The following is a 15,509-nucleotide window of genomic DNA, read 5'->3' as shown; positions in this document are numbered from 1 at the left end:
GGTGGTTCTATAATGATTGCGGATATTAAAAAAATTGAAGATGGCGATGGCTATTTAGTAAAATGGGAACGAAATATGAACCACTCAGTCGAAGCGGTTTGGTCAATGCTGACGGATAATAGCATGCTCGAAAATTGGTTTGAAGAGCTACGTGCCGGAGATCTTCGTAAAGGCGGTTTTATGAAATTCTATATTCCAGATGTTATGGATGAAAAACTTGAAATCTTGGAGTTTAAACCAAACACAGTATTGGAATTTGATTGGTTCGGAGATGTCATTCGATTTGAACTTTACCCGGAAAATGATAGGTGTAGGTTAATCTTAGTAGAAAAAGTGAAAACGATAACGGAGCAAACGAAAAAAGATCTTGCGGGCTGGCATGTGTGTCTCAATGTTATCATTGCTTTATTGGATGGTGAAACTTTTCATAGGAACGAAGCATGGAAAGATTGGCATAAAAAATACACTGAAAAACTGGCAGATTTCGAATAATAAATGAGGAGCGTATCACCCTTCATTGGGGAAACGCTCTTTTTTTGATTTGTATAACTCATCGCCTAGGAGGTTAGATTAATGATGTGATTAGGTATAGAAAGGAAGAGGGTTTTGAAAATGAAATTTACGGGATTATTAATGATTATTTTAAGTTCAATACTGATAATAAGTGCTTGTAGTAATCGGAATATAGTAACGAATGCAGAAGAAGGAGACGAGGAATCTTTAGGGAGTAAGTATGGATTTACATTTTTAGATGTAAGTGCTGATACGACTGAAATGAAAGAAGCGCTTAAAGTAACCTATGATGAAAAAAAAGACAAAACAGAAGCGGTGTATGAAAATAAAATAGACGATTTCTATTTACATGGCAATGCTGCGATGGAGAAACTGGATGAGATATTTGAGAAGCTTGCACTGGATTCTGAAATGGATGATGAAGATATGATAAAGAAAGCGTCAGAGGCTTTCGAAATTAATGATTATAAAAGTCTGAAACTAGATGTGAAATTTAAAGGATTTGATACAAAAAAGTTGAAAATGACAAAATGAGTGCATAGTAAAAGGGCTCTCCCCCTTTTGGCAAGCCCTTTTGGCAGATTATTATTCAGCTATTACTTTTAGGATAGCGATTGCACCTTTATCTGCGTGTTTGAATTGGTGAGTTAAAATTGGGTAATCGCCTTCTTCTGTTACTACGAATTCAACTACAGACCCGCCACTAGCTGGTAACATGATTGTCTGCATTCCTTTCATGTGATTCGCCGGATTGCCGTCTACATAAACATCTTCCATAATCGATCCAACAACGTGGAATGAGCTAACTTCGTTCGGTCCCATATTATTTATATACAATCGAACTTTTTCTCCAACTTTTGCAACGAGTAGTTCTTCCTTTAGGCTAAAAGTATCACCGTTAGTGTTCCGATCCCCTTCATTCAAAGCTTTTGTTGAGAGAACAACATGCTCTGGTTGTTCATTTAGAAAGGCATTAAAGTCATTATACTTATACCACTCATTTTGAATGAGTACAAATTCACGATCAATTTCATCATCTGTTGGATAACCGTCTGTTGGTTTTACAATAATAACGCCGTGCATGCCATTTGCGATATGTGAAAGGATTGGATCTGTTCCACAGTGGTACATGAAGACGCCTGGGAAATTTGCTGGATAAGTAAATGTTCCATCTTCATTGGGCATAATGTCTGCAAAGTTTTTTGAAGATGAAATATGAACTGCATGCAAATCGATACTATGCGGAATTGCTGGGTCCAAATTTACCAATTTGAAGTTGATTGTGTCACCTTGGTTTACAACGACCAATGGGCCGGGTGCTTCGCCGTTAAAAGTCCAAGCTTTATACATCTTTCCTTTTGCGATTTCAATATCTGTGATTTGTGCAGTCATTTCAATATTCACTTCATGTTCGCCAACACGCTCGATATTTAGTGGTACAGGTTCTTGACTTAAATCTTTGTGTGGCCCAAATACTTCAACAACTGCTTCAGTTTCTGACGTCGCAGGTATATTTGAATTTTCCTTACTAGTATCAACTGATGCATCACCACAACTTGCCAACAACACCGCGACTACAATCCCCGACAAACCAATTGCGAATACCTTTTTCATTTTCTTGCCTCCTTTTTATTTTGGGACTCTTTTACTATCTTTAGTAAAAGAATAAAACAAACCACGGATTGTGATATAAATCACAATGTATGATGATGTCATAGAGTATTCACAATGTAGGCATTTCCCTAAGGTTAAAATAAAAAAACAAATTAATTGTCGCGGAAGATTGCAAATTTATCGAAACTTGTTACTATATAAATAGATAGAGAAAAAGCACTAAAAAAGGGGGGGATTACAGATCGAAGTATAAGCGTAAAGGCTAAATGCCTAGATTTTACATTACTGTAATTGGTATGGTTTTTAAAGGTAAGGATTTCTATTAAGAACAAAGAGAAAGGGTGATGAGTAAATATGCAAAAAGTTATTAAACGGTCTCGCGCACTACTATTAATGCTAGCTTTTCTACTCGCTTTTGCTCCAATGTCCGCACTTGCAGGTTCGGGGGATAAACCAACTGTTAATTATGTTGCGTTAGGAGATTCATTGGCAAAAGGGACGCTCAATACAAACCTACCTAGCGAGGGATATGTTGGAAACATTGTGAATGATTTAGAATCACGCGGTTATGATGTGAATTTAACGAACAAAGGGGAGAACGGATACACTACGGTTGATGTCCTCGGTGGATTAACTGAAGTGTCAGCAGAACTGGCATCAGCAGATTTAATTACAATTAGTGTTGGGGCGAATGATGTGTTAGCGGAATTGCTCGCGCTCATCAGAGAAAATCCTGATCTAGTTGCTAGTTTTAAACCTGAATATATGACGCCCGAAGGACTTGCACGTTTGCAACAAGCAGCGACTGATGCTGTAGCTGCAGCGACTGTAGCAGAATCTGCTGCAGAGGGTGCAATAGCAACAGCACAAGTTGATATTGGAAAAGCAAAAACATCTATTGATGGTGTTGCAGCAACGGCAGGTCCATTAATAGCAGGACTTAGAGCTATGCTAGAAGGAACTCCAATCTGGGGTATTGCGGAACAAAAAATAATTGAATTAGAAGATGCAATTGCTAATGCAGTAGCTAGTGTAGCTGATGTAGAAAACATTGGAGTAGACGCATTAGAGGATGCTTCGAATAGCCTAACATCCGCAGTAGCGATAATAGAAAGTGTTGAAGCATTTATACCACTGGAATTTACAGAAAGTGTACAAATGTTTAAGGGACAAATAACTATAGCAGCAACAGCGGCGGATACTGGAAAGGTATCGGTCGAAAATGCGGAAACTGCTGCAAACGTAGCAACTGAAGCACGCGCTGTTGCAAACGCAGCAATGCTTTTATTGACAAATATATTGACGCTCGTTGATGTGTTTGGAAAAATTCCAGGGAAAATTGAAACGGTCGGTATGAATATAGGGAAAATACTTGGTGCCATCAAGAGTATAAATCCAACAGCCGAAATTCATGTTATGGGATATTACAATGCGTTGCCTTATTTGGACAAAAATATGATAGCACCGCTATTAAATGGATTAAATTTAGCAATACAGACGCCTACTAATGGATTAGGCGCAACTTTTATACCAACGGCTCATTTGTTTGAAGCGAATAATTATCTAGTTCCTAACCCATATAACATTCACCCGAACGAAGCTGGATATGTAGCTATTACGGGGGCTTTCATGGGAGAAATAGGCAAGTCATTTCCTAAAATTGTGCCAGAAGAACCAGGTGAAAAAAGTATCGATCTAAACAAAAAAGTCGATGTTAGTGCGGGCCAAAAAATTCTTATTAACGGTACAGATGTAAGCCTATTATTACCAACTGACCTACCAGAAGGAACAACGTTAACAGTCACTCCAACAAGTGAAGATGCACTGAAAAAGGCAGAGGGATTGAAAGCTGTCGGTGAGGTACTTAACTTTAAATTTGAGTTTCCGGTAGGATTTGATGATTACGAAGGGAAATTCAAACTTGTAATGGGTTACGATGCAGACGAATCATTTGATGTGGACATCTATTATTATGACGAAGCTAAAGGGGTTTGGAAAAGTCAGGATGGGAAAGTAGATAAAGAGTCAAAAGAAATTAGCTTGGAAGTTGCTCACTTCTCTAACTACGGCGTTTTCGCTCAACTAGATGTAGAAAAAGAGGATCCTCCTGTAACTGAGAAACCAAAAGAGGATGATGATAAAACCCCACCAGTAGTTAAAGATCCAACTAAAACTGATAAAACTAAAAAGCCGAAGCCAGCAACTGATGGAAAGAAATTACCAAACACTGCAACAAATAATTTCAGCTTGCTGTTATTCGGAGCACTACTTCTAGTAACAGGAGTCGCTACTTTGGCAATAAAACCGAAAAAAGTTTTATCTTAAAGCGGAATCAGATAGAATAAGCATAAAGCTACCACTATTCCAAGGTCAATTGGAATAAGGTAGCTTTTTTGAGTGCGTTAATACTAAGGGGTTGATTGCCATGAAAAATGATGAAACGAAACTTTATGAAGTTGATTTATATAAACCGGTTAAAGATTATTTTACCTCAGAAGGATATGATGTTTACGGAGAGGTTAACGACTGTGATGTCGTAGCCGTAAAAGAAGACGAACTTATTATTGTCGAATTAAAACTTAGATTAAACTTGGAACTCGTCATGCAGGCGACAAAGAGACAGCGTTTGTCCGACCAGGTATACGTCGCAATACCAAAGCCTAAGTTAAGTTTTCGGTCTCAAAAGTGGCGAGATATTTGTTATTTGATGAGAAGGTTAGAAGTGGGTTTACTCCTTGTTTCCTTTAATGAAAATAAAGAACAAATAAAGGTTATCCATCACCCAACCCCCTTTGATCGTCTTAAAAGCATGCAACTTAGTAAAAAAAGAAGAGTCCGATTGCTGTCTGAAATTGAAGGAAGGACTGGCGACTTCAATATAGGGGGAAGCAATAAGTTGAAAATCATGACTTCCTATAAAGAGAATTGTATCCATATCGCTTGTTGTTTGATCCATCACGGGCCTTTATCAGCAAAAATATTGCGTGAAATCGGAACAGGAGAAAAAACCTATCAAATTCTCCAAAAAAACTATGATGGCTGGTTTGAAAAAGTAGAAAGGGGGATTTATACAATAAGTGATACTGGAATAAATGGGTTGAAAGAATACCCAGAACTAGTTGAATACTATAATGAATTAACCCGATATGAGCGGTAATATCCGCATTTTATCGGTTTTTTTATGTGGTGATATCGTGAAAATCTTTCAAACGGCCAAAGCAACTCACGAAACGACTAAAGTGCAAATTTATTCCCGTATCTATGCTCGTTGTTCCCGTATCGGATGAGTTTGCTTCCGTTGCTCACGAGTTTATTCCCGCACCGCGTTCTCGCGCACATTTATTCCCGTATCGAGACTCGTTGTTCCCGTATCGGATGAGTTTGCTCCCGTTGCTCACGAGTTTATTCCCGCACCGCAATCTCGCGGCTACAAAACCGACTAAAACAAGCAAAACACAACTTCCCCATTCACATAAACCCAATAAATAAAAAATTCTCGATAAAATTATCTGAATTAACTTGCAAATGGTATTACTACATTATATACTGACGTTATAAAAGTGTTATACAAGGTAATCTGGATGCATACGATAGTTGAAGGGAGGAATCGAGTTTGACGACTATTAGAAATACTGATGATGAACGATTAGCGCATTTTATGGAGCGTATTGAAGCAGATGAGAAAATAGAAGCCGATGACTGGATGCCCGACGAATACAGATTGACATTGATTAAGTTAATTTCCATGCACGGAATGAGTGAAATCATGGGAGCACTTCCGGAAAAAGAGTGGGTTCCTAGAGCACCATCGCTCAATCGGAAATTAGGAATTATGGCCAAGGTGCAAGACGAAATGGGTCACGGTCAATTGCTTCTTCGGGTTACAGAAGATCTTCTTGTACCTTATGGGAAAAATCGCGGTGACTTAATGCAGGATTTGTTTAACGGAGATTTAAAGTTTCATAATGTGTTTCATATGGAAACAAAAACATGGGCGGATGCAGGGATTATTGGCTGGCTCGTTGACGGAGCAGCAATTATTACTCAAACGGATATGCTAAGAGCTTCATACGGACCATATGCGAGGGCCTTGAAACGTATTTGCGCCGAAGAAGTATTTCATGCACAACACGGCGAGTCTATAATTCTTGCATTAGTAGAAGGAACACCTGAGCAAAAAGAAATGATTCAAGAAGCCCTGAATCGTTGGTGGGAAGCACTATTAATGTTCTTTGGACCTGCGAGTAAAGAAACGACTGGGTCATCAAAACAAGATTTAACAATTAAATATAAAATACGCACCAAAACAAATGAAGAGTTCAGACAACTGTTTTTTGATAAATACATTCCGCGAATTTTATCACTTGGATTGACGATTCCAGATCCAACAATTCACTTTGACGAGAAAGCTAACTTATGGTCTTATCAACAACCTGATTGGAACGAGTTTTTGAAAATAATCCGAAATAACGGTCCAAGGTCCGAGGCTAGGCTCAATTTGCGACGTACTTCTTACGAAAATAATGCATGGGTGCGCGATGCACTGAGAGCAACCGTCAGTTAACGAAAGGAGACCATCATAAATGGCTGAAGAGCAATCATTTTATCAGGAATATGAAATCTTTAGCAAACGAACACATAGTTCACCGTTTCAATACCAATTTAGCCTGCTAGCACCGAATGAAGATATGGCACTCGTTTTGGCACAAGAGAATTTTATGAGACGTGAAGCGGTCGTGGATATTTGGATTGTAAACCGAAAACACATCAGAAAAATGAATGCCGATGAAAAGTTATCGCTCAGCCGTTTGGATAATAAAGATTACCGCATGACAAAAGGTTATGGGTATTTAAGAAAAAAGTGGCGAAAGTACGAGCAAGAAATATTAGATGAAAAAGAAATACTGTCATGGGGAGGGAAAAGAAAATGAGCAGTACCGAAAACGTGATGAGTGCGGACTATAAAGAAGCATTAACTAGTCTATTGTTTCAGCTTGCAGATGATGATTTGATGTACTCCTTCCGCGGTTCAGAATGGCTTGGACTCGCCCCTCATATTGAAGAGGATGTCGCTTCCTCCTCAATTAGTCAAGACAGCATGGGGCATGCAGCAATGTATTATCAACTCCTTGAGGAATTGGAAGTGGGAACTGCCGATGACTTAGCTCATTTACGTCCGTCTTCTGAACGAAGAAACAGTATTTTAACAGAACGTGTGAATGGTGAAGGTGTTTATATGGAAACCCCTTTATATGACTGGGCTTATGCAGTCGTAAGAAGTTATTTTTACACGCAAGCGAAAAGAGTGAAAGTTGATTCACTTTGTAAAAGTTCCTATGTGCCACTTGCAGAAGTGGCAATAAAAGTGAAAATGGAATTGTATTATCACCGGCTTCACTGGGAAACGTGGTTTAAACAACTAATGGGTTCGACAGATGTTGCAAAAAAGAAAATGAATGATGCCATAACACTTGTTATGAATGACTTTGGAGATATGTTTTCATTTGGGGCTTCTAAACAATTAATTGAGAGTAATAGTTTAATAGGACCCGAGGAGGTCTTAATAAAAAATTGGTCTCTAAGTCTTGAACCTGTTTTTACAGGCTTACAAATGACTGTTCCTGAAATTCCGATTCCAAAGAAAAACGGTCGGAACGGAGAGCACACCAAAGATTTAGATCAGGCTCTAATAACGCTTTCTGAAGTATATAGGCTAGATCCAGTAGCTAGTTGGTAAGCGGTTTATGAAAAGAGGTGGTTTTAATGGAAACTTCAATTGAAATTTCAACCGAACGCATTTTTGAAGTACTTATGCAAGTTAAAGATCCTGAAATTGATTCGGTTAGCATTGTTGATCTTGGAATGGTAGAGGAAGTAACAACGGATGGAAAGAACATTAAAGTTGTTTTACTTCCGACATTTTTAGGATGCCCTGCGCTGGATATTATTAAAAAGAATACTTTAAATGCAGTCAAAAGTATTGCCGAAGTGGGGAATGTCGAAGTTGATTTCGTTTTTTCTCCACCATGGACGTCAGACCGTATTACAGAGCAAGGTCATGTGAATTTACGGGAGTTTGGTATTTCTCCACCCCCGCGGCATTTCGAAGAAGACGGGTCGTGGCATGTTGATTGTGCCTATTGCGGATCCACTTATGTGACGTTGGAAAATATATTTGGTCCAACAGCATGCAGGAGCATTCTCTATTGCAAGTCTTGTAAAAATGTATTCGAAGCAATGAAACCCGTATCAACACTAATGTGAGGAGAGATAAAATGGCTAAATTAATCGCGTTGTATAAACATCCTGAAAACAAAGAGGCGTTTGATGAGCATTATTTCAATGTTCACGGTCCACTAACAGAAAAAATTCCAGGTCTGCGTGAAATGAAGGTAACGAAAATGACAGGTTCTCCCATGGGCGGAGAGGGTAAATACTACCTGATGTGTGAAATGTTTTATGACGATATGGATGCGTTGAATTCTGGCTTACGCTCCTCAGAAGGAAGAGCATCTGGAAAAGACTTAATGGGATTTGCAGGTGATCTCGTCACGTTAATGATTGGTGAAGATGTAAAATGAACGGTTTTGAATACATTGAAACATCCATAGTCGATGATGTAGCAGTAATCGAACTCAATCGACCGCGTCAATTAAATTCCTTGAACAGAAAAATGGTCGGTGAAATTGTCAAAGCGATGGAAGGGTATGACCGTGATAATAATGTCCGGGTAATTGTATTGACCGGCAAAGGGAGAGCTTTTTCAGCCGGTGCTGACATTGATGAAATGACCAGTGATAATTCAATTAGTTTGGAGCTCCTCAATCAATTTGCTGATTGGGATCGGTTGGCATTAATAAAAAAACCGATAATCGGCGGTGTGAAAGGGTTTGTTTTTGGCGGTGGTTTTGAGCTTGCGCTTTGTTGCGATTTATTAATCACGGCGAGTGGAACAGAGTTTTCATTTCCAGAAGTGGGCCTTGGAGTAATGCCAGGTGCAGGGGGGACTCAAAGATTAACTAAACTGGTTGGCCGAACGAAGGCGTTGGAGTGGTTGTGGACTGGCGAGCGGATTTCAGCGGAAACGGCTCTCGCGCACGGCATCATTAACAAAATCGTTGCACCTGAATTATTAGTGGAAGAAACTATGAAATTCGCGACGAAACTTGCAGAACAACCTCCGCTTTCTTTAAGGCTTATTAAAGACTCTGTGAATAAAGCAGTCGATTATCCATTATATGAAGGCATGCAATATGAACGTAAAAACTTCTATTTACTATTCGGTTCCGAAGATCAAAAAGAGGGCATGAATGCGTTTATTGAAAAAAGGAAACCGGATTATCATGGGAAATAAGGAGGCGCTAAATGTTTGAGACAATTCGTTATGACGTCACAGATGGAGTCGCTTGGGTATATTTAAATCGACCAGACAAGCTGAATGCTTTTATAGCGCAAATGAATCGAGAAATTAAAGACGCAATTAAAAGAGCTTCTAATGATGATGAAGTTCGTTGCATTGTCATTACCGGAGAAGGGCGAGCATTTTGTTCCGGTCAAGATTTATCGGAGGTCGATGGAAATATGGATCATGGGCAAGTACTTAGAGACCATTACGGACCGATGATGAAACAAATTCGGAATTGTGAAAAGCCAATTATTGCTGCTGTTAACGGGGTAGCTGCTGGGGCTGGATTTAGTTTAGCACTTGCATGTGATTTTCGTTTAATTTCGGAAAAAGCTAGTTTTATGAATGCTTTTATTCATGTAGGGCTTATACCAGATTCGGGAAATCTTTATTACTTAACACAGTTGGTGGGTCTTGCTAAAGCAACGGAACTGGCGATCTTAGGTGAAAAAGTAACAGCTGATGAGGCAGTTGCAATGGGGTTAGCAACTAGGCAAATCCAAGTGGATACATGGAATGAGGATGTGGCTGCATTCGCAACTAGACTTGCCAATATGCCGACGAAAGCAATAGGAATTATCAAGCGTTCCTTAAAGGCAACCTCTTCACTTTCTTTTGATGATTACTTGGAGCAAGAAGCTCAAGGGCAACGGTTAGCTGGCCTTACAAATGACCACCGAGAAGGTGTTGCCGCTTTTATAGGGAAAAGAAAACCTGTGTATACAGGACAATAGGGGGTACAATAGATGACGAAAATTCAAGAGCAGACAATAGAACATGAACCGATGAAACGTAATTACTATAAACTCTTTATAAACGGTGAAAAAGTAGATAGCGCAAATGGTGAACGAACCAAAATCTACAACCCAGCAACGGGGAAGGTAATTGCAGAAGTTGCCAAAGCGACAAAAGAAGATGCAGAAAAAGCTGTTAAAGCAGCAAGAAACGCATTTGATCATGGAAAGTGGAAACTAACTCCTCCAGGTCGACGTGCGCGCATATTAAATAAAATTGCAGAAATTATGGGAAGTCGATTTAAAGAGCTCGTCGAACTTGAAATTTTAAATACGGGTAAGTCACTTGCCGCGGCGAAAGGACAGATATCACAAGCAATTGAGGATTTTGAATTTTATGCAGGCTCCATTGTTGGACACGGGGGGACAGTCAATAATGTACCTGGACAATTCCATAATTATACGGAAAAAGAACCGGTTGGCGTTTGTGCACAAATTATTCCTTGGAACTATCCATTGATGATGGCGGCTTGGAAAATTGCCCCAGCAATTGCTGCAGGTTGCTCGGTTGTTTTGAAACCAGCATCGCTAACGCCGTTAACTGCGATAATTCTAGGTGAAATTTGTCATGAAGCAGGTGTTCCTGAAGGTGTCGTTAACGTGATTCCTGGTTCTGGTTCTGAAATCGGTAACTATTTAGTAGAACACGAGCTTGTGAACAAAGTAGCATTCACGGGTTCAACGCCTATTGGAAAAGACATTATGGGGAAAGCTTCCGCGACGTTAAAGCGTGTCACACTTGAACTTGGAGGGAAATCTCCGAATCTAGTATTTGAAGATGCCGACATCGATGCAGCTGTTGATGGCTCCCTCTATGGTATCTATAACAATACGGGACAATCTTGCGACGCTCGTTCACGAATGTATATTCATGAAGACATTTATGATGAGTTTATCGAAAAATTCATTGCTAAAGCTGAAAAGATTCAAATCGGTGATCCTTTTGATAAAGGAACACATATGGGAGCAATCATTGATCAGACGCAGTTAGATACAATTAAAGGGTATGTTCAATCTGCAATCGATGAAGGTGCAGAAATTCTAACTGGCGGTAAAGTATTGAAACCAGAAGGCTTTGAAGATGGTTTTTGGTATGCGCCGACAGTAATCGGTAACGTCACACAAGAGATGAAGGTTGTTCAAGAAGAAATTTTCGGACCAGTTGTTGTCGTTTCCAAATTCAAAAATGAAAAAGAAGCCATCGCATTAGCAAATGACTCTGAATACGGTCTTGCTTCTTCAATTTGGTCAACAAACGGTGCTCGTGCGACACGTGTAGCCAATCAAATTCAAGCAGGAATTGTCATGATAAACTGTCCGTTTTCTGCATTCCCTGGAACACCGTTCGGCGGTTATAAACAATCAGGGTTTGGCCGAGAGCTGTCTAAAGAAACACTTGACTTATATTCTGAAACGAAAAGTATCATGTCCTATTTCGGAAGTCGACCAATTAATCCATTCGGACTATAAGAAGAAAACAGCAGAAATACGGGCGGGGATTAATGTTTCCTACCCGTATTCTTCATATAGGAGGAGGAAAAAAAGTGAATATGATTCACCATATTGTTGTTGTTGGTTCTGGTGTAATGGGGAAAGGGATCGCTTATGTAGCGGCACTTGCTGGCTTTGAAGTAACTTTGGTAGATAATAATGAAGTGGCACTAAGAAACGCAGGCCAGGACATCGCAAACATGTTAGATAAAGGACTATCTTATGGTAAAGTGACCACTGAAAATAGGGAGCGCGTCCAAAAACAACTCAAATATGAACACAATCTGACCAAAGTAGCTGCTACTGCAGATTTAATAATTGAAGCTGTTCCTGAGAATGTATCGATTAAAAAACAGGTATTTGAAACGATTGAAAATTATGCACCGTCTCACTGTTATTTTGCAACGAATACATCAACGATGAGTCCAACTGAAATTGCTTCCTTTGCGAATCGTCCAGACAAAACGATAGCCATGCATTTTTTCAATCCAGTACATAAAATGCAATTAGTCGAAATTGTTCGCGGACTGGAAACGACTGATGCAACCGTGAAAATCATTCAGGAAGTCGCAAAGAAGATGGGGAAAGAAACAGTTGTGATAAACGAATTTCCAGGCTTTGTAACAAGTCGAATTAGTGCACTTGTTGGTAATGAAGCATTCTATATGCTCCAAGAAGGTCTAGGTAGTCCTGAAGAAATTGATAAAGCCATTCGTTTAGGGTTAAATTATCCAATGGGGCCATTCGAACTTGCAGATTTGGTCGGGCTAGATACGCGGTTAAATAACTTGAGATATTTACATGAAAAACTTGGAGAAAAGTACCGCCCTGCACCCCTCCTGGAACAATACGTTCACGCTGGAAGGCTAGGCAGGAAAAGTGGTAAAGGTGTTTATGATTATGGTAGCGATGATAGTTAACAATCGATTTTTGGTCTGTTATAGTTAAGTTCAAGGAAAGTAGAAAGAGTGAACTAATTTGACGAATACAAGATCTATGATTTTTACGATTTATGGGGATTATATCCGACATTACGGCAATAAAATATGGATAGGAAGCTTAATTCGTTTATTGAAAGAATTTGGCCATAATGAACAGTCAGTACGTGTTGCAGTTTCTAGGATCATGAAACAAGGTTGGCTTGAATCTGAGAAATTAGGAAATAAAAGCTATTACTATTTAACGCCGCGTGGGAAAGCAAGAATTGAAGAGGCGGCGATTCGGATATTTGAATTGACCCCAAAAGCATGGGACGGAAAATGGCGTATGCTCATGTACGCAATTCCAGAGGAAAAAAGAAAAGTACGTGATGAACTAAGAAAAGAACTTGTTTGGAGTGGCTTTGGAAGTATTGCAAACGGCTGTTGGATTTCACCGAATAACTTAGAAAAAGAAGTTAAGCTCCTAATTGAAAGTTATGATATTCAAGCAAATATAGACTTTTTTATTGCTGAATATAGTGGTCCTGGAGAAAACCGTGCACTAGTTGAAAAAGGTTGGCCGCTGAAAGAAATTGCCGAAAAACACGAACAATTTATTACGTCATATCGTGAAAAATTTGAGAAACATCAACTGTTAATGGCAGATAATTTAATGACTGATGAAGAGTGCTTTGTTGAAAGGACGAAGCTAGTACATGAATATCGTAAATTTCTTTTTTTTGATCCCGGATTACCTAAAGAACTTTTACCAGAAGTATGGAGCGGATATCAGGCGGCGTTGTTGTTTGAAAAATATTATAAATTACTTGCATATCCGGCAAGTCGTTTTTTTGAAAATGTTTTTCAACAAGATAATGACCTAGATAACAAAGATGACTTCTATAATGCTGAACATCATCCACTTATTGTCGAAAAATGAACGTTAAACTGGGAAAGAAATAGTTCCCAGTTTTTTTGAAAAAACCAATGACTATTATTTCCTAAAAAACGGATTTTTCTAATTATTTATTGACTATCGTATTACGGATTGGTACTATTACGTTATAATATTGTTATATGATTCGGTTAAGTTTGGTAGTTTTTGAGATTAATTAAAAATCTAAAAAGGAGTGAAGGAGGCGTTTTTTTCTGCCTTAGTTAACTTTAGAAAGGAGAAAACGATGAAACCCGGCTTAAGAGTAGGTGCAATTGAGACAATAAAAATAGTCGTTACAAATGAAATGTTTGCTGCATTTGAAGGCAAAGTCATTCATCCAGTGTATTCGACTGTTGCAATGACTTACCATATGGAATGGGTTTCTCGAAAAATTATACTTCCCTTTTTAGAGAGTTCCGAGGAAGGAATGGGCGCATCAGTACAAGTTAAACATATATCGCCTGCTCTGGCTGGCTCAGAAGTAACTTTAACAGCCACATTAATCGAACTAAAAGACAACATCGTTATAACAACAATCGAAGCTTATCAACAGAATCAAATCATTGGGGTGGGAGAAGTAAAGCAAGTGATTTTACCGAAAGATAAAATTGAGAAAATATTTCACAGTGAAGTAAGAGACTTTCATTAGAAAAGATGTTTTTTTAGGGGGCTATTCGATGAAGTTTATTGAGGAAACAGCTACGGAAAATAAGTTCCACCTTTTTGATCAAATGGCAGAACATGAACAAGTAGTGTTTTGTAATGATCCATCAACAGGTTTACGAGCAATTATTGCCATTCATAACACAACTTTAGGTCCAGCACTTGGTGGTTGTCGAATGCAACCTTACGATAGTGTTGAAGAAGCATTAGAAGATGCATTAAGGTTGTCAAAGGGTATGAGTTACAAATGTGCGGCTGCGGACGTTGATTTCGGTGGGGGGAAAGCAGTTATCATCGGCGATCCTGCTACAGATAAAAGTCCGGAGTTATTCCGAGCTTTTGGACAATTTGTAGATTCTTTGGGGGGAAGATTTTACACTGGAACGGATATGGGAACGACTATGGATGATTTTATACATTCATTGAAAGAAACCAATTGTATTGTAGGCGTACCTGAAGCGTATGGCGGTGGTGGGGATTCTTCAATTCCGACAGCAGCAGGCGTTTTATACGGCATAAGAGCGACGAACAAAGTATTGTTTGGAAAAGATGATCTCGGCGGAGTCACTTATGCTATACAAGGTTTGGGGAAAGTCGGATTTAAAGTTGCGTTGGGCTTACTTGAAGCGGGGGCAAATTTATTTGTGACTGATATTAACGAAGAGAGTCTCCATGCAATTAAAAAGAAATCACTTACAACCCCGGGCACAGTAACTGTTGTCGCAAGTGAAGATATTTATTCACAAGAGGCTGATGTATTTGTCCCTTGCGCATTTGGTGGGGTCATAAATGATAATACGATTCAACAATTTAAAGTAAAAGCAATTGCTGGTTCAGCAAACAACCAACTTTTACATGAAAGTCATGGGCAAAAACTTCGTGAAAAAGGAATACTTCACGCACCAGATTATATTATTAATTCGGGCGGACTCATACAAGTAGCTGATGAATTATATGGCATCAATCATGAACGAGTACTCGCAAAAACAAAACATATCTACGATGCAATATTAGAAGTTTACAAGCTATCAGAAATAGATCAAGTATGCACAATGGAATCAGCTAATAAAATGTGCGAAAAGAGGATGAATGCTAGAAAAATACGCAATGGTTTCTATACACCTTCGAGAAAACCCAAATGGTCAATCCGAACATGATTGGAAAAGGAGGGA

Annotated in this window: 17 protein-coding genes; 16 read left to right on the top strand and 1 reads right to left on the bottom strand. The window is 39.0% G+C overall.

Going from position 1 to position 15,509, the window contains the following annotated elements; genetic code table 11:
• Positions 1-12 precede the first annotated feature (12 nt).
• Positions 13-492, top strand: coding sequence for an SRPBCC domain-containing protein (locus tag AC25Y1_RS03005; RefSeq protein WP_488146465.1), 480 nt, complete (start codon positions 13-15; stop codon positions 490-492).
• Between the two features lie 120 nt (positions 493-612).
• A complete protein-coding gene (locus AC25Y1_RS03000; protein WP_488146464.1) occupies positions 613-1,047 on the top strand; it encodes a YusW family protein in 435 nt (144 codons plus the stop codon).
• A gap of 51 nt (positions 1,048-1,098) precedes the next feature.
• Here AC25Y1_RS03000 and AC25Y1_RS02995 read toward each other — a convergent pair whose 3' ends face one another.
• Positions 1,099-2,127 carry a multicopper oxidase domain-containing protein gene (locus AC25Y1_RS02995; RefSeq protein ID WP_488146463.1) on the bottom strand — a complete coding sequence of 343 codons (1,029 nt, stop codon included), beginning with the start codon at positions 2,125-2,127 and terminating at the stop codon, positions 1,099-1,101.
• Between the two features lie 354 nt (positions 2,128-2,481).
• Between AC25Y1_RS02995 and AC25Y1_RS02990 the strand changes: the two genes are divergently transcribed.
• From AC25Y1_RS02990 to AC25Y1_RS02925, 14 genes are all read left to right on the top strand, one after another.
• Entirely contained in the window at positions 2,482-4,452 is a 1,971-nt protein-coding gene (locus AC25Y1_RS02990) for an SGNH/GDSL hydrolase family protein (protein ID WP_488146462.1), read from the top strand.
• A gap of 100 nt (positions 4,453-4,552) precedes the next feature.
• Positions 4,553-5,284 (top strand): DUF2161 domain-containing phosphodiesterase, encoded by a 732-nt coding sequence (locus AC25Y1_RS02985; RefSeq protein WP_488146461.1) that lies wholly within the window; start codon positions 4,553-4,555, stop codon positions 5,282-5,284.
• A gap of 501 nt (positions 5,285-5,785) precedes the next feature.
• A complete protein-coding gene (gene paaA / locus AC25Y1_RS02980) occupies positions 5,786-6,691 on the top strand; it encodes a 1,2-phenylacetyl-CoA epoxidase subunit PaaA (RefSeq protein WP_488146803.1) in 906 nt (301 codons plus the stop codon).
• A gap of 19 nt (positions 6,692-6,710) precedes the next feature.
• The gene (gene paaB, locus AC25Y1_RS02975; RefSeq protein ID WP_488146460.1) at positions 6,711-7,058 is read left to right on the top strand and encodes a 1,2-phenylacetyl-CoA epoxidase subunit PaaB; all 348 of its coding nucleotides are present in this window, start codon (positions 6,711-6,713) and stop codon (positions 7,056-7,058) included.
• A complete protein-coding gene (gene paaC, locus AC25Y1_RS02970; RefSeq protein WP_488146459.1) occupies positions 7,055-7,864 on the top strand; it encodes a 1,2-phenylacetyl-CoA epoxidase subunit PaaC in 810 nt (269 codons plus the stop codon). The genes paaB and paaC overlap by 4 nt, the downstream gene beginning before the upstream one ends.
• Before the next feature lie 26 nt (positions 7,865-7,890).
• On the top strand, positions 7,891-8,391 hold the full coding sequence (gene paaD, locus AC25Y1_RS02965) for a 1,2-phenylacetyl-CoA epoxidase subunit PaaD (RefSeq protein ID WP_488146458.1): 501 nt from the start codon (positions 7,891-7,893) through the stop codon (positions 8,389-8,391).
• Between the two features lie 11 nt (positions 8,392-8,402).
• Positions 8,403-8,708 carry an EthD family reductase gene (locus AC25Y1_RS02960; protein ID WP_488146457.1) on the top strand — a complete coding sequence of 102 codons (306 nt, stop codon included), beginning with the start codon at positions 8,403-8,405 and terminating at the stop codon, positions 8,706-8,708.
• Positions 8,705-9,481, top strand: coding sequence for an enoyl-CoA hydratase/isomerase family protein (locus AC25Y1_RS02955; RefSeq protein WP_488146456.1), 777 nt, complete (start codon positions 8,705-8,707; stop codon positions 9,479-9,481). The genes AC25Y1_RS02960 and AC25Y1_RS02955 overlap by 4 nt, the downstream gene beginning before the upstream one ends.
• An 11-nt stretch (positions 9,482-9,492) precedes the next feature.
• Positions 9,493-10,266: an enoyl-CoA hydratase-related protein gene (locus AC25Y1_RS02950; RefSeq protein ID WP_488146455.1), complete on the top strand. Its 774-nt coding sequence runs from the start codon at positions 9,493-9,495 to the stop codon at positions 10,264-10,266.
• A 12-nt stretch (positions 10,267-10,278) separates the two neighbouring features.
• Complete coding sequence (locus tag AC25Y1_RS02945; protein ID WP_488146454.1) at positions 10,279-11,796, top strand: aldehyde dehydrogenase family protein; 1,518 nt, start codon at positions 10,279-10,281, stop codon at positions 11,794-11,796.
• An 80-nt stretch (positions 11,797-11,876) separates the two neighbouring features.
• The gene (locus AC25Y1_RS02940) at positions 11,877-12,737 is read left to right on the top strand and encodes a 3-hydroxyacyl-CoA dehydrogenase (protein ID WP_488146802.1); all 861 of its coding nucleotides are present in this window, start codon (positions 11,877-11,879) and stop codon (positions 12,735-12,737) included.
• Positions 12,738-12,813: 76 nt separating this feature from the next.
• A complete protein-coding gene (paaX, locus tag AC25Y1_RS02935; protein ID WP_488146453.1) occupies positions 12,814-13,677 on the top strand; it encodes a phenylacetic acid degradation operon negative regulatory protein PaaX in 864 nt (287 codons plus the stop codon).
• 241 nt (positions 13,678-13,918) lie between these two features.
• Entirely contained in the window at positions 13,919-14,323 is a 405-nt protein-coding gene (locus tag AC25Y1_RS02930) for a thioesterase family protein (RefSeq protein ID WP_488146452.1), read from the top strand.
• Positions 14,324-14,351: 28 nt separating this feature from the next.
• Positions 14,352-15,494: a Leu/Phe/Val dehydrogenase gene (locus tag AC25Y1_RS02925; RefSeq protein WP_488146451.1), complete on the top strand. Its 1,143-nt coding sequence runs from the start codon at positions 14,352-14,354 to the stop codon at positions 15,492-15,494.
• The last annotated feature ends 15 nt before the right edge of the window (positions 15,495-15,509 follow it).

The sequence above is a fragment of the Sporosarcina sp. Y1009 genome (assembly GCF_057669865.1).
This window is presented reverse-complemented; position numbering and strand designations above follow the sequence as displayed.

Coding starts and splice junctions, on each gene's coding strand:
- AC25Y1_RS03005 (WP_488146465.1), top strand. CDS start 13: ATGATTGCGGATATTAAAAAAATTGAAGATGGCGATGGCTATTTAGTA.
- AC25Y1_RS03000 (WP_488146464.1), top strand. CDS start 613: ATGAAATTTACGGGATTATTAATGATTATTTTAAGTTCAATACTGATA.
- AC25Y1_RS02995 (WP_488146463.1), bottom strand. CDS start 2,127: ATGAAAAAGGTATTCGCAATTGGTTTGTCGGGGATTGTAGTCGCGGTG.
- AC25Y1_RS02990 (WP_488146462.1), top strand. CDS start 2,482: ATGCAAAAAGTTATTAAACGGTCTCGCGCACTACTATTAATGCTAGCT.
- AC25Y1_RS02985 (WP_488146461.1), top strand. CDS start 4,553: ATGAAAAATGATGAAACGAAACTTTATGAAGTTGATTTATATAAACCG.
- paaA (WP_488146803.1), top strand. CDS start 5,786: ATGGAGCGTATTGAAGCAGATGAGAAAATAGAAGCCGATGACTGGATG.
- paaB (WP_488146460.1), top strand. CDS start 6,711: ATGGCTGAAGAGCAATCATTTTATCAGGAATATGAAATCTTTAGCAAA.
- paaC (WP_488146459.1), top strand. CDS start 7,055: ATGAGCAGTACCGAAAACGTGATGAGTGCGGACTATAAAGAAGCATTA.
- paaD (WP_488146458.1), top strand. CDS start 7,891: ATGGAAACTTCAATTGAAATTTCAACCGAACGCATTTTTGAAGTACTT.
- AC25Y1_RS02960 (WP_488146457.1), top strand. CDS start 8,403: ATGGCTAAATTAATCGCGTTGTATAAACATCCTGAAAACAAAGAGGCG.
- AC25Y1_RS02955 (WP_488146456.1), top strand. CDS start 8,705: ATGAACGGTTTTGAATACATTGAAACATCCATAGTCGATGATGTAGCA.
- AC25Y1_RS02950 (WP_488146455.1), top strand. CDS start 9,493: ATGTTTGAGACAATTCGTTATGACGTCACAGATGGAGTCGCTTGGGTA.
- AC25Y1_RS02945 (WP_488146454.1), top strand. CDS start 10,279: ATGACGAAAATTCAAGAGCAGACAATAGAACATGAACCGATGAAACGT.
- AC25Y1_RS02940 (WP_488146802.1), top strand. CDS start 11,877: ATGATTCACCATATTGTTGTTGTTGGTTCTGGTGTAATGGGGAAAGGG.
- paaX (WP_488146453.1), top strand. CDS start 12,814: ATGATTTTTACGATTTATGGGGATTATATCCGACATTACGGCAATAAA.
- AC25Y1_RS02930 (WP_488146452.1), top strand. CDS start 13,919: ATGAAACCCGGCTTAAGAGTAGGTGCAATTGAGACAATAAAAATAGTC.
- AC25Y1_RS02925 (WP_488146451.1), top strand. CDS start 14,352: ATGAAGTTTATTGAGGAAACAGCTACGGAAAATAAGTTCCACCTTTTT.